Source organism: Halomonas sp. E19 (assembly GCF_052439355.1).
In the GTDB taxonomy this organism is placed as follows: domain Bacteria; phylum Pseudomonadota; class Gammaproteobacteria; order Pseudomonadales; family Halomonadaceae; genus Halomonas.
Genome location: NZ_JBNFWU010000001.1, coordinates 2,716,709 through 2,729,681 on the forward strand (window position 1 = coordinate 2,716,709; position 12,973 = coordinate 2,729,681).

A 12,973-nucleotide genomic window follows, 5' to 3' on the forward strand; every position below is an offset into this window, starting at 1 on the left:
CGCTTTCGTTACGACAGTTTTTCCTTGATACGGGCAGACTTGCCGCTGCGCTCACGCAGGTAGTACAGCTTGGCCTGGCGCACGTCACCGCGGCGCTTGACCTCGACGGAATCGACCAGCGGGCTGTAGGTCTGGAAGGTACGCTCGACGCCTACACCGTGGGAGATCTTGCGCACGGTGAAGGCGGAATTCAGGCCACGGTTGCGCTTGCCGATCACCACGCCTTCGAAGGCCTGGAGACGCTCGCGGCTGCCTTCACGCACCTTGACCTGCACGACGACGGTGTCGCCCGGAGCGAAATCCGGCACCTGCTTGCTCATCTGTTCGGCTTCAAGCGCCTGGATCACCTTGTTCTTGCTGCTCATGACTGACTCCTCGTATTCGGCGCCGCCGCTCGCTTGCAAGTTCAACGGCGGCGCGTGATCCCGGCGCTCGAGCCTAACTCGAGAGCGCGGGAGATGATGGGTGACGCAGGTCCACGGCGGGGGATCAAGGGCGCCCCTCAGCGCTTCGCGTCCTGCACCTCCGCTCCGGCCTTCGCCAGGGCGTGTTCCTCGATGAACTCCTCGAGCAGCGTCTGCTGCTCGGCATCCAACGTCCTGCCTTCGAGCAGGTCGGGGCGCCTGAGCCAGGTTCGCCCCAGCGACTGCTTGAGCCGCCAGCGCCGGATCTCGCCATGATGTCCGCTGAGCAGCACATCCGGCACCCGCCGCCCCTCGATCTCCTCGGGGCGAGTATAGTGCGGGCAATCCAGCAGCCCTTCGTTGAAGGAGTCCTCGACCGCGGAGTCGTGATGCCCGAGCACGCCGGGTACCAGTCTTGCCGCGGCATCGATCAGCACCATGGCCGGCAGCTCGCCGCCGCTCAGCACATAGTCGCCGATCGACCATTCTTCATCGATATCGCTCTCTACCACCCGCTCATCGATGCCTTCGTAGCGCCCGGCCACCACCACCAGCGGGGGCCGCTCGCCAGCTCCCGGGCACCCGCTTGGTCCAGCCTGCGACCCTGGGGCGACAGGTAGATCACGCGCGGGGGCTGGCCAGTCGCCTCGGCCGCACGCTCGCGGGCGGCATGGATGGCCGCACGCAGCGTATCGACCTTCATCAGCATGCCCGGGCCGCCGCCGTAGGGGCGGTCATCCACGGTGCGGTGGCAGTCGCTGGCGTAGTCGCGGGGGTTCCAGAACTCCAGCGCAATGCGCCCCTGGCTCACCGCCCGCCCCGTGACGCCGTGCCGGGTCACGGCATCGAACATCTCGGGAAACAGCGACACCACGCCGATCCACAGTGCCGGCTCGGCGACACCGCTCGTCGTTTCTGCGTGGTTCAAAACTCCGGATCCCAGTCGACGGTCATGGTACCCGCCGTCAGGTCGACCTCGACGATCACCTCATCGGGCAGGAACGGCAGCAGCCGCTCTCGGTCGTCGATGGAGGCAGGCTCACCTTCCGGATCGCCCTTGACGACCAGCACGTCGTTGGCGCCGGTCTCGAACAGATACGCGACGCGACCCAGGATCTCGCCGTCACGCGTGGCAACCGTGAGACCTTCCAACTGGTGCCAGTAATAGTCACCCTTGGGCAGCGCCGGCAGCGTCTCCTTGGGCAGCAGCACTTCGGCTCCTGCCATCTGCTCGGCCGCCTCGCGCGAGTCGACGCCCTCCAGCAAGGCCACCAGGCCCTTGCCATGGCGACGCCCCTGCCGCAGGCGATGCGAGCTCAGCGCCCCGCCCTGCCTGAGCACCCATTCCGGGTACTCCAGGATGCCTTCCATCGGGCTGGTGTGAGAGTAGACCTTGAGCCATCCCTTGACGCCATATGGACTGGTCAGCTTGCCCAGCACCACATGATCGCCCGCTTCGATGCGTTCGGCCTGCACACTCATAGTTCAGCCATAGGTCAGCGCAGCGCGTCAGGCTTACGCCTGCTTGCGAGCTTCCTTGACCAGCTCGGCGACGCGGTCGGACATCTGCGCGCCCTGGCCCTGCCAGTGAGCGATACGGTCCAGATCCACGCGCAGGCGCTCTTCACCACCGCGGGCGATGGGGTTGAAGAAGCCGAGGCGTTCGATAAAGCGACCATCGCGGGAATTGCGCGAATCGGTCACGGTCAGGTGGTAGAAGGGACGCTTCTTGGCGCCACCACGTGCCAGACGAATGGTAACCATGACGTTAACTGTCCTTCGGTTGAGATTACGTTGATACCGATATGTGCCGGACCCGGCGAACGGCCAGATTCCCGGCAACTGCCAGGAAAGCGGGCCTCAGGGACCCGCTTTCGCTTCATTCGGTCACTTACTTTTCACAAGTTCTTCTTTTACCAGCGTGCAGGCGGGTCTAACCCACGGTCCTGCCATGAAGACGCAGCATTCTACGGAAATCAGCCCCGCTTTGAAACCCTTTTCTCGGGCCTCGCCGGCTCGGCTGCTGTGCGCCTCAACGCCAGGGAAACCGCCGGGGCCGCCCATCCCGCCCATGCCGCCGGGACCTCCCGGACCGCCGCCGCCCATCATGCCCGACATGCCGCGCATCATCTTCTGCATGCCGCCCTTCTTGCCCGCCTTCTTCATCATCTTCTGCATCTGCTTGTGCTGCTTGAGCAAGCGATTGAGATCGGGCACCTGCAGGCCAGCACCGGCAGCGATGCGCCGCTTGCGCGAGCCATTGATGATTTCGGGCTTGCGCCGCTCCTGGGGCGTCATGGAGTTGATCAGCGCCTCGAGCTTACCCAGCTCCTTCTCCGGGCCGGGCCCTGGGCCAGCTCGGCCATCTGGCCCATACCCGGCAGCTTGCCGAGCAGGCCGCCCATGCCACCCATCTTCTTGAGCTGCTGCAGCTGGTCGCGGAAGTCCTCGAGGTCGAAGCCCTCGCCCTTCTTGACCTTCTTGGCGAGCTGCTCGGCCTTCTTCTTGTCGACGGTGCGCTCGGCCTCCTCGATCAGCGACAGCACGTCGCCCATGCCGAGGATGCGAGAGGCCACCCGATCCGGGTGGAAGGGCTCCAGGGCATCGACCTTCTCGCCCACGCCCATGAACTTGATCGGCTTGCCGGTGATGTAGCGCACCGACAGCGCGGCACCGCCACGGGCATCGCCGTCGGCCTTGGTCAGGATTACGCCGGTCAGCGGCAGCGCCTCGTGGAACGCCTTGGCCGTGTTGGCGGCGTCCTGGCCGGTCATGGCGTCGACCACGAACAGGGTTTCCTGCGGCTGGCAGGCGCGGTGCAGCTCGGCGATCTCGGCCATCATGGCCTCGTCGATGGCCAGGCGGCCGGCGGTGTCGACCAGCAGCACGTCGTGGAACTGGATCTTGGCGTGCTTGATTGCCGCCTCGGCGATAGCCACCGGCTTCTGGTCGGAGCGCGACGGGAAGAAGTCGACGCCAACCTCCTTCGCCAGAGTCTCAAGCTGGTCGATGGCCGCCGGGCGATAGACGTCGGCGGAGACCACCAGCACCTTCTTTTCTCGCGCTCCCTCAGGTAGCGCGCCAGCTTGGCCACGGAGGTGGTCTTGCCCGCCCCTGCAGGCCGGCCATCAGCACCACCGCCGGGGAACCCTTGAGCGAGAGCCCTTCGTTGGCCTCGCCCATGATCGCCTCGAGCTCCTGCTGGACGATCTTGACGAACTGCTGCCCGGGCGACAGGCTCTTCGAGACTTCCTGCCCCACGGCGCGCTCGCGCACGCGCTCGATGAAGGCCTTGACCACCGGCAGGGCGACATCGGCCTCGAGCAGGGCCCGGCGCACCTCGCGCAGGGTGTCCTTGATGTTGTCCTCGGTCAGGCGCGCCTGGCCTTTGATGGACTTGAGCGTCTGGGAAAGGCGCTCGCTAAGATTCTGGAACATTGAGCACTCCGGCTGCTGAAGCGGGGCAGCAAGTGACGGTTTTGGCCGCTGCGAATCGGTTCTGCCGTGGGCGCGCGCGACATTTCGCCACGCAAACGCACGCCTTCTACCCCAGGGCACCACCAGGCCGCCTAGAAAATAGTACTTGCACTGCGTTGGCGGGAAATTATACGCCTTGTGAGCGCCAGTCTCCATGCGCACCACCCCAGGGTCCGGCTGTGCGACGCCGTGAGGATTGGGTATAGTGACAGCGGCAGGTTCCCTTTACCTCGGGATGGCATTACCTCGAGATGCGATAGACGCCCCCGCGGCGCACGGACGACAACTGATGCAGGCGCTTCCTCTGGCCCTTATGGCCTTCATTCTCTACCTGGGCGCAGCCTCCTGGCGAGGGCTCACCCTGGCACGCCGCGTTCCGCAGCGCCCCGCCCTGGTGCGCACCCTCGGCGTGCTGGGCCTGCTGTTCCATCTTCCCGTGGCGATGAAGCTGATCGACCAGAGCCCGGGACTGATGCCCGGCCTCTCCACCAGCGCCGTGGTGCTCACGGCCATCATGATCAGCCTGCTGCTTGCCGTCAGCCTGGCCAAGCCGGTGTTGAACGTGGCCGTCGGCCTGTTCCCCTTTCCGGGCTTGCGCTGCTGCTGGCCGTGGGCCTGCCGAGCCCGGAGCGCACCGGCGGCATGACGCCAGGCATCGCGCTGCATGCCATCAGCTCAGCGCTGGCCTTCGGCGTACTGTTCATCGCCGCCTGCCAGGCGGTGCTACTGGGACTGCAGAACCAGGCGCTGCGCCATCACCATATCCGCGGCATGGTGCAGGTCCTACCGCCGCTGACCACCATGGAACGCCTGCTATTCGAGATGATCTGGGCCGGCATGGGTCTGCTCACGCTGTCCATCCTCAGCGGCTTCCTGTTCGTCGAGAGCATGTTTGCCCAGCACCTGGCCCACAAGACCATCCTGTCGATGGCCGCCTGGGTGATATTTGCCATCCTGCTGATCAGCCACCACGTGCTGGGCTGGCGAGGCATGCGCGCCGTGCGCTGGACCCTGGGTGGCTGCGCCGTGCTGCTGCTGGCCTATTTTGGCAGCAAGTTCGTGCTCGAGGTCATCTTGAACCGCACCTGAGGCGCAAGTCGCCTTGACACTGCCGGAGCGAATCCCTAAAAACGGGGCTGACACGCCAGCGAGGATGCAACGACCTTGAGCGACGACTTCCCTTTGGGATTGCTGTTCGGCCTGCTTTTCCTGCTCATCTGCCTTTCCGCTTTCTTCTCCAGCTCCGAGACCGGCATGATGTCGATCAACCGCTATCGGTTGAACCATCAGGCCAACAGCGGCGACAGTCGCGCCCGCCGGGTTTCGCGCCTCCTGCTGCGCCCCGACCGCCTGATCGGCGTGATCCTGATCGGCAACAACTTCGTCAACAACCTGGCCGCGTCCATCGCCACCATCATCGCCATCCACTTCTTCGGCGAAGTCACCGGGCCGGCGGTGGCCACCGCGCTGCTGACCATCACCATTCTCATCTTTGCCGAGGTCACGCCCAAGACCTACGCCGCGGTGAAGCCCGAGCGAATTGCCTTTCCCGCCTCGCGCGCGCTCGAGCCGTTGCTCAAGCTGCTCTACCCGCTGGTCTGGCTGGTCAACGTGATCTCCAACAACCTGCTGAAGCTCTTGGGGGTCAAGAGCATCGAGGGCGGCGGCGACCACCTCACCCGCGACGAGCTGCGCACCATCGTGCACGAGGCGGGCACGCTGATCCCGCACCGCCACCAGGCCATGCTGCTGTCGATCCTCGATCTGGAAAACGTGACGGTCAACGACATCATGGTGCCGCGCCACGAGGTGGTGGGCATCGATCTCGACGACGATCTGGAAGACATCCTGACCCAGATCCGCACCAGCCAGCACACCCGCCTGCCGGTCTTCAAAGGCGACATCAACAACATCATCGGCATGCTGCACCTGCGCAACGCGGCCCGCTTCCTATCCCGCCCGGAGGTGACCAAGGCATCGATCGTGCAGGAAGCCCGCGAGCCCTACTTCATTCCGGAATCGACGCCGCTGCATACCCAGCTGCTCAATTTCCAGAAGCAGAAGCGGCGCATCGGCATCGTGGTAGACGAATACGGTGACGTGGATGGACTGGTGACGCTGGAGGATATTCTCGAGGAGATCGTCGGCGAATTCACCACCGACGTGGCCGGGCAGGAGCAGGATATCCACCGCCAGGACGACGGCAGCCATGTGATCGACGGCACCGCCAACATCCGCGATATCAACCGCATGCTGGGCTGGCAGTTGCCCACCGACGGACCCAAGACGCTCAACGGCCTGATCCTCGAGCATCTCGAATCGTTCCCGGACGGCCCGGCCTGCCTGCAGATCGGTATCACGCGCATGGAAATCCTCGAGGTGCGCGACAACCTGATCACCTCGGCTCGCTGCTGGCAGGTGCCGCGCCAACGCCGCTGATCAGCGCCGCGCCTCGACGCGCTCGATGGGATAGACCCAGGCATCGGCATCGGCCTTGAGCGCACGCACATGCGCCTCCAGCCGCTCGCGCTGTGCCAGCCGGGACGGAATCGGCCTGCCGAAGTGGAGCGCCACCCGGGCTCGGAAGCGGCGCGGCCGCGACGACAGCGCAGGGCCGTTGCAGTGCGACGTCCAAGACCCCCAAAGCCCGGCCAGACCGGCGGGAATCACCGGCACCGAATCTCGGGCCAGGATCGTTTCCAGCCCACGCCGGAAGGGATGCACCTCGCCATCCGGCGTCAGGCGACCTTCAGGGAACAGCATCACCACCTCACCGCTGCGCAGGGCGCGGCTGACCTCTTCGAGCGCCCGGCGCACGCTGCCCGGGTCGCGCCGGTCGGACTCCACCGGGATCGCTCCCACCAGGCGGAACAGCCAGTTGAGCCAGGGCGACTCGTAGATCGGCCGGTCCATCAGGAAGCGCAGCGGGCGGGGGCTGGCCCCGCCGATCACCAGCGCATCCATGAAGCTGACATGGTTGCAGACCACCACCGCCGGCCCAGTGGCCGGGATATGCTGGCAGCCGCGCAGCCGCAGCCGGTAGATGGCGTGCACCAGCAGGAAGATCAGGCGACGGATGAAAGGACGAGGGGCGCGCCATACGCGCCAGGCAGCGACAGCGACCAAGGCCCCCAACGCGATGGCTAACAGCAGGTTCACGCGCTATCGGACCTCTGCCTGAGACCATCGAGGATGGTGGACAGCAACTGTTCGAGCAGTTCGGGGACTTCCAGCTGCTGGCCCTGCCAGTAGCCGAGCCGTTCGTTGAGGCCGAGCTGAACCAGGCCGTGTACGCTGCCCCACAGGGTACGCCCCAGCCGTCGGGCTTCGAGGTCACCCAGCGCCGGCTGATACTGCTTGAGGCTGGTCTCGACGCGCAGGAACAGCGCTTCGATCATGTCGGTCTGGCGCTGGTCGAGCTCGCCCTCCTGCGCCAGGGGTAGTCGAACAGCAGCTGCCAGCGGAACGGCTCGCGCTGGGCAAATTGCCAATAGGCCAGCGCCAGCGCCCGCAGCTGGCGCTCGGGCAGGGTGCCCTCGGTCAGTGGCTCCACCACCGTTCGCAGCCGTGCCAGGGTTTCGATGTTGGCATGCTGCAGCAGGTTGCCGAAGCTGCCATACAGCTTGAGCAGCGTGCTGGGAGCACAGCCCACTTCACGTGCCAGGGCACGCAGCGACAATGCATGCGCGGGCCTGTCCTGCAGCCAGGCATCGCAGGCCGCCATGACCTGGGCATGGAGCGCTTCGGGCACATGCTGTCGGGGACGAGCCATGACATTCCTCACGGGGAAGTGGATACGAGCCAGATCAGGCCCGGCAGCATAGGATAGCGCACATCGAACACTGTTTTCGACCATTCCACTGCGCCCTTTTCAGCAAATCTTGACTTGTTCAGCAATCCTTGACTTGGCTACCCTGGCGCCAACCCGAACTTGGAGACCCTATGGCCGGTCGTCTCTACATCCCTTCGCTGCCGGTGGACAGGCTGCTGCCGCAGCTAACGGTCGAGCTGCCGCTGCTGACCGGCGTCAACCTCTCGCCTCGGCGAATGCTCTCGCATATCCGCATGGAGGCCGGCAGCCCGCGCCTGTCCCGCGCCTTCTGGGGCTCACGCCGCCCTGGCTCGGCGTGCTCGATCACGCCCCACACTGCGCCAGGGCGGAGTCGCTGGAGTCGCGCCCGATGTTCCACGAGGCCTTCACGGCCCGCCGCTGCCTGGTTCCGGTGGGCGGTATCTACGTCTGGAAGTCGCAGCCCCGCTTCAAGCAGCCCTTCCTGGTCACCCGTATCGACCGCGGCCCTCTGCTGCTGGCCGGCCTATGGTGCCGTTTCCATACCACCCTGCATGAGCACACCGACTCCCTGGCGCTGATCACCGTGCCCACCAATGCCCTGCTCGCACCGCTCAGCGATCGCCTGCCGGCTGTCATCGGCCCCGAAGACGCCGGCCGCTGGCTCGACCCCCAGGCGCCGATGGCGCCCATCCGAGCCCTGCTGCAGCCAGCCGCCAGGGAACTGTTGGGCGCCTTTCCGGTATCAAGAAGGGTCAACGATCCCAGGCACCAGGACCCCGGCTGCGCCCACCCCACCGGCCCCATGCTGCGAAGCAGTGAAAAGGAGACATGATGCCCATGCTCGCCCCTCCCCCGTTCCGCTACGGCAGCCGGCTGCTGGCCGGGCTGCTCCTGGTCGCCGCGCTGCCGGCTGTCGCCCAGCCCGACGACGCCCCCCAGGGCCGAGCCGACCCGGCCATCGATGCGATTATCTCCCCGCGCACCAGCCCCCATGACGCCCGCGAGTATCGCGTGCTGCAGCTGGATAATGGGCTTGCCGCACTGCTGGTCAGCGACCCGCAGGCCGACCGCGCGGCCGCCTCGATGAACGTAGGCGTGGGCAGCGCCCAGGATCCGGACGACCTGGCCGGCCTGGCACATTTCCTCGAGCACATGCTGTTCCTCGGCACCGAGCCATTCCCCGAGGCCGAGGCGTACCAGGGCTTTATTCGCCGCCACGGCGGCAGCCACAACGCCTTCACCGCACCCCAGGACACCAACTACTTCTTCGACATCGAGCCCGAAGCCCTGTCCGGCGCACTGGATCGCTTCAGCCAGTTCTTCCTGACCCCGCTGTTCAACCCCGACCAGCTGGAAAGCGAGCGCAACATCGTCCATTCGGAATACATGGCACGCATCCGCGACGACGGGCGCCGCGAGAACGACGTGCTCAACCAGGTGCTCAATCCCGACAACCCCACTACCGGCTTCTCTGTGGGCAGCCGCGACACGCTGGCCAACCCGCCCGAAGAGGAGCCCTCCCTGCGCGATCGGGTCATCGACTTCTACCAGCGCTATTACGATGCCAACGTCATGCACCTTGCCGTGATCGGCCCGCAGCCGTTGGATACACTGGAAACCCTGGTCGTGGAACGCTTCGCCGATATCGCCGACCGCGGCCTGGAGCGGCCCGTCATTGACGCCCCGCTGGTGCGCGACGGCAGCCTGCCGCGCTACCTGGAAATGCAGTCGGTGCAGGACAGCCGCCATGTGCGCTTCCTGTTTCCGGTACCCGATCCGATCCAGGACTACCGCCATAAGCCGGCCGACTACCTGGCCAACCTGCTGGGGCACGAAGGGGAAGGCAGCCTGCTGGCGGTACTGCGCGAGGCCGGCTACGCCGACGGCCTGTCTGCCGGCATCGCGCGCGGCGACGAACGCCACGCCCTGTTCAGCATCAATGTCAGCCTCACCCCGCCGGCGCCGAGCGCCTCGATGAGATCGAGGCCACCCTGTTCGCAGCCATCGAGCAGATTCGCGCCGAGGGCCTCGAGGCCTGGCGCTACGACGAGCAGGCTCGCCTGGCCGAACAGCAGTTTCGCTTCCAGCAGCAGGGCTCGCCGCTGCAGGGCGCCATGCGCCTGGCCATGAACCTGGCTCGCTTCCCGGTGGAGGACGTGCAGTACGCCGCCTACCGCATGGACGGCTTCGACCGCGAGCTGATCGAACGCTATCTGGAGCCGCTGCGCCCCGACAACCTGCTGCGCCTCTACAGCGCGCCCGACGTCGAGGCCGACCAGACCTCGCCGTGGTTCCATACCCCTGGCAGGACGTCACGGCACAGCGCCCACAGCCCGCCGAGCCGCTGGCCGGGTTGTCCCTGCCGCCCCCAACCCCTTCATTGCCGACGACCTGACGCTGCTTGCCGTACAGGACGAGCGACCCGCCCAACTGGCCGAAGCGCCCGGCTACGAGCTTTGGCACATGGCCGATAGCCGCTTCAACACCCCCAAGGTGGAGTGGCGCATCAGCCTGCAGAACCCCTCGACCAGCTCAGCACCGCACCAGGCCGTACTCGCGCACCTGCTGGCCGGCTGGCTCGATGACAGCCTCAACGAGGAGCTCTATGCCGCCCGCCTCGCCGGGCACCACATCGAAGCCTACCCCCATGCGCGAGGCATCACGCTCGCGTTCGGCGGCTGGCGGGATCGGCAGGCACAGGTGATGCAGCGCACCCTGGATCAGCTGCAGCAGGGCGAGATCGACGACGAGAGCTTCGCGCGGGTGCTCTATCGGTTGCAGCGCGAGTGGCGCAACGCCCCCAGGCCGCACTGTTTCGCCAGGGGCACCGCACCCTGGCCGAAGCCTTGATGCGCCCCCGGTGGCCGGCCGCCAGTCTGCTGGAGGCCAGCCGCGAGCTACACGCCGACGATCTGCGTGACTTCCGCGAAGCGTTCCTGGCCGAGCTGCGCGTGCAGGCCATGGCCGTCGGCAACCTCGAGGCCGAACTCGCCTTGCGCGAGGGGCAACGGGTGGTCGAGCAGCTGCAGCCTACGCTGACCACAAACCAGATCCCCGACCTGACGCCGCTGCGCATCGAGGGCGAGCTGCCTCCGCTGCGCCCGGTGACCAGCCGCGAAGAGTCGCTGGTGCTGCGCTACCTGCAGGGGGCGGATCGCTCGCTGGAGAGCCAGGCGCGCCTGGCCGTACTCGGCCAGGTGATCGATACGCCCTTCTACCAGCGCCTGCGCACCGAACAGCAGTTGGGCTACGTGGTCAGTGCTGGCTACTCGCCCATGCTCGACGCCCCCGGACTGAGCCTGCTGGTACAGTCGCCGGACACCGACAGCGACACGCTGCAGGCGCATATCGACGCCTTTCTGGATACGTTCGAAGCCCGCCTGATGCAGATGGAAGATGCCGAGCTCACCCCCTATCGCCAGGCAGTTCACGACAACCTGCTGCAGCGCGATACCAGCCTGCCCGGGCTCACCAACCGGCTGTGGCGCGCGCTCTCCTTCGGCGATACCGCGTTCAACCGCCGCGAGCGCCTGGCAGAGCGGCTGCTCGGGGTCGGCGCCGACGACCTGCGCCAGGCATGGCTCACATTGCGCGAAGGGGCCGTACTCAACGTGACCTTCGACCCGGGCGATGCGCCCAGCGACGTGGCCGCCCTGACCCAGCACCTGGCGCCGCTGCCCGAAGCCGACGACTGAGCGGCCCACGATGACAACGCCCGGTCAGCTCACGCTGACCGGGCGTTGTCATGAACGGGCGGCGTGCCGCCTCGTCTCAGCCGAAGGCCTGGGCCGGCATGATGCTCTCCACATGCATGACCAGCTCCTCCAGCACCTGGCGATCACGGTCGCTCAGCGTGGCCTGGTTGAGTCGCTCGATCTCCCGTGCGAAATCCTTCAGCGTGAAGCCGGCCACCGCGGCGTCGTTCATGCGCTCCCAGCGGTAGCCCTCCCAGCGCGCCTGCTCTTCGCTGCTGAGCGTATCGGGGTAGTTGCGCGCACGGAAACGGAACAGCATCTCCTCCAGGCGCGGATCCTGGAAGGCGAAACGGGCGTCGACCAGGTCCCACGGCGACGCTTCGCGCACGCGCTGCATCTGTTGACGGTCGGCCGGCGAGAAGAACCCTCCGCTGTAGAGCATCAGGTCCGGGTCACGGGGCGTATCGGGCGGTGGCTGGGCAAAGACCTCGGCCGCCTTGCGTGCCGCCGCCGGGTCGGCCGCCAGCTGCTTCCAGTGGCGCCGGCAGGCGTCGATATCCAGCCCCAGGCGCGCGACGATCTCGCCGTACTCCCCGTCTCGGCCCTTCCACATCCTTCAGCGCCGAGGCCGGCAGCACCACCGGGCTGCGGTTGATATGAATGACCTTGAGCGGAATACGTACCTCGCCTTCGGCCAGGTCGTCGCTGCTGACGAAGACGCGCTGGCGAATCTGCGCCACGTCGAGCCCGAGCAGCGCCTCTGGCGCCACCGAGAGATCGTAGACGATGACGCCGTTGGGGTTGGTGGGGTGTTCCGCCAGCGGCATCACCAGCGCGCTGCAGCCGCGGCTGGCCGGATAGCGCCGCGACACGTGCAGCACCGGCTTGCGCCCCAGCACATCCAGCCGGCGGGCCACCTCGCGCTTGCTGCGCAGCGCCAGCAGGTGATCGAAGAGCTTGGGGTTACGCTCGCGCAGCAAGCGCGCCAACCCAATGGTGGCGCGCACATCGGCCACGGCATCGTGAGCACCTTCATGGGCGATGCCGTTGGCGGCGGTCAGGTGTTCGAGACGGAAGCTGGGCGAGCCGTCCTCGCGCGAGGGCCACGCGATGCCGGACGGACGCAGGGCATGGAAGGTGCGTACCGCGTCGATCAGGTCCCAGCGGGAGTTGCCGTTCTGCCACTCGCGCGAGTAGGGATCGAGCAGATTGCGATAGAACAGGCAGCGGCTGACCTCGTCGTCGAAGCGCAGCGTGTTGTAGCCCAGCGCACAGGTGCCCGGTTCGCTCATCAGCGCGTGGATGCGCCCGGCAAACTCGGCCTCCGGCAACCCCCGGCGACGCGCCTGCTGCGGCGTGATGCCGGTGATCAGGCAGGCCTGCGGGTGCGGCAGAAAGTCGTCGGCCGGCTTGCAGAACAGCTCGACCGGCTCGCCGACCTCGTTGAAATCGGCATCGGTGCGTATGGCGGCAAACTGCGAGGGCCTGTCGCGCCGGGGATCGGCGCCGAAGGTCTCGTAGTCATGCCACAGAAAGGTCATCGGGGCGGCATCGGGCTTCGCCATGAGCGCGGGGTCTCCTGCCTGCGTCGCTGGATGGCACAG

9 protein-coding genes and 6 pseudogenes are annotated in these 12,973 nt (G+C 66.6%); 7 read left to right on the plus strand and 8 right to left on the minus strand.

Features of this window, described 5'->3' with window-relative positions; genetic code table 11:
* Positions 1 to 8: 8 nt before the first annotated feature.
* From rplS to ffh, 5 genes and pseudogenes are all read right to left on the minus strand, one after another.
* Positions 9 to 365, minus strand: a complete 357-nt coding sequence (gene rplS / locus ACUDAL_RS14175; protein ID WP_444678567.1) for a 50S ribosomal protein L19 — start codon at positions 363 to 365, stop codon at positions 9 to 11.
* Between the two features lie 137 nt (positions 366 to 502).
* Positions 503 to 1,290, minus strand: a pseudogene (gene trmD / locus ACUDAL_RS14180) (tRNA (guanosine(37)-N1)-methyltransferase TrmD).
* A 38-nt stretch (positions 1,291 to 1,328) separates the two neighbouring features.
* The gene (gene rimM, locus ACUDAL_RS14185; protein ID WP_444678568.1) at positions 1,329 to 1,886 is read right to left on the minus strand and encodes a ribosome maturation factor RimM; all 558 of its coding nucleotides are present in this window, start codon (positions 1,884 to 1,886) and stop codon (positions 1,329 to 1,331) included.
* A gap of 33 nt (positions 1,887 to 1,919) precedes the next feature.
* Positions 1,920 to 2,168 carry a 30S ribosomal protein S16 gene (gene rpsP / locus ACUDAL_RS14190; protein ID WP_444678569.1) on the minus strand — a complete coding sequence of 83 codons (249 nt, stop codon included), beginning with the start codon at positions 2,166 to 2,168 and terminating at the stop codon, positions 1,920 to 1,922.
* A 276-nt stretch (positions 2,169 to 2,444) separates the two neighbouring features.
* Positions 2,445 to 3,842, minus strand: a pseudogene (ffh, locus tag ACUDAL_RS14195) (signal recognition particle protein); the annotation flags it as partial.
* Between the two features lie 328 nt (positions 3,843 to 4,170).
* Between ffh and ACUDAL_RS14200 the strand changes: the two are divergent.
* A pseudogene (locus ACUDAL_RS14200) lies at positions 4,171 to 4,970 on the plus strand (cytochrome C assembly family protein).
* A 75-nt stretch (positions 4,971 to 5,045) separates the two neighbouring features.
* Positions 5,046 to 6,320, plus strand: coding sequence for an HlyC/CorC family transporter (locus ACUDAL_RS14205; protein WP_444678570.1), 1,275 nt, complete (start codon positions 5,046 to 5,048; stop codon positions 6,318 to 6,320).
* Here ACUDAL_RS14205 and ACUDAL_RS14210 read toward each other — a convergent pair whose 3' ends face one another.
* Positions 6,321 to 7,034: a 1-acyl-sn-glycerol-3-phosphate acyltransferase gene (locus ACUDAL_RS14210; protein WP_444679393.1), complete on the minus strand. Its 714-nt coding sequence runs from the start codon at positions 7,032 to 7,034 to the stop codon at positions 6,321 to 6,323.
* Between the two features lie 2 nt (positions 7,035 to 7,036).
* Positions 7,037 to 7,653 (minus strand): annotated as a pseudogene (locus tag ACUDAL_RS14215) (TetR/AcrR family transcriptional regulator).
* Between the two features lie 170 nt (positions 7,654 to 7,823).
* On the opposite strand from ACUDAL_RS14215, the pseudogene ACUDAL_RS14220 reads away from it, so the two are divergent.
* From ACUDAL_RS14220 to ACUDAL_RS14240, 5 genes and pseudogenes are all read left to right on the plus strand, one after another.
* Positions 7,824 to 8,506: pseudogene (locus ACUDAL_RS14220) on the plus strand (SOS response-associated peptidase).
* Between the two features lie 5 nt (positions 8,507 to 8,511).
* A complete protein-coding gene (locus ACUDAL_RS14225; protein ID WP_444678571.1) occupies positions 8,512 to 9,804 on the plus strand; it encodes an insulinase family protein in 1,293 nt (430 codons plus the stop codon).
* Positions 9,789 to 10,148 carry a hypothetical protein gene (locus ACUDAL_RS14230; RefSeq protein WP_444678572.1) on the plus strand — a complete coding sequence of 120 codons (360 nt, stop codon included), beginning with the start codon at positions 9,789 to 9,791 and terminating at the stop codon, positions 10,146 to 10,148. The genes ACUDAL_RS14225 and ACUDAL_RS14230 overlap by 16 nt, the downstream gene beginning before the upstream one ends.
* Positions 10,072 to 10,524, plus strand: coding sequence for a hypothetical protein (locus tag ACUDAL_RS14235; RefSeq protein WP_444679394.1), 453 nt, complete (start codon positions 10,072 to 10,074; stop codon positions 10,522 to 10,524). Before ACUDAL_RS14230 ends, ACUDAL_RS14235 begins: the two co-directional genes overlap by 77 nt.
* Positions 10,461 to 11,369: an insulinase family protein gene (locus ACUDAL_RS14240; protein WP_444678573.1), complete on the plus strand. Its 909-nt coding sequence runs from the start codon at positions 10,461 to 10,463 to the stop codon at positions 11,367 to 11,369. Before ACUDAL_RS14235 ends, ACUDAL_RS14240 begins: the two co-directional genes overlap by 64 nt.
* A 76-nt stretch (positions 11,370 to 11,445) precedes the next feature.
* On the opposite strand, the pseudogene sbcB reads toward ACUDAL_RS14240, so the two are convergent.
* A pseudogene (sbcB, locus tag ACUDAL_RS14245) lies at positions 11,446 to 12,934 on the minus strand (exodeoxyribonuclease I).
* Positions 12,935 to 12,973 lie beyond the last annotated feature (39 nt).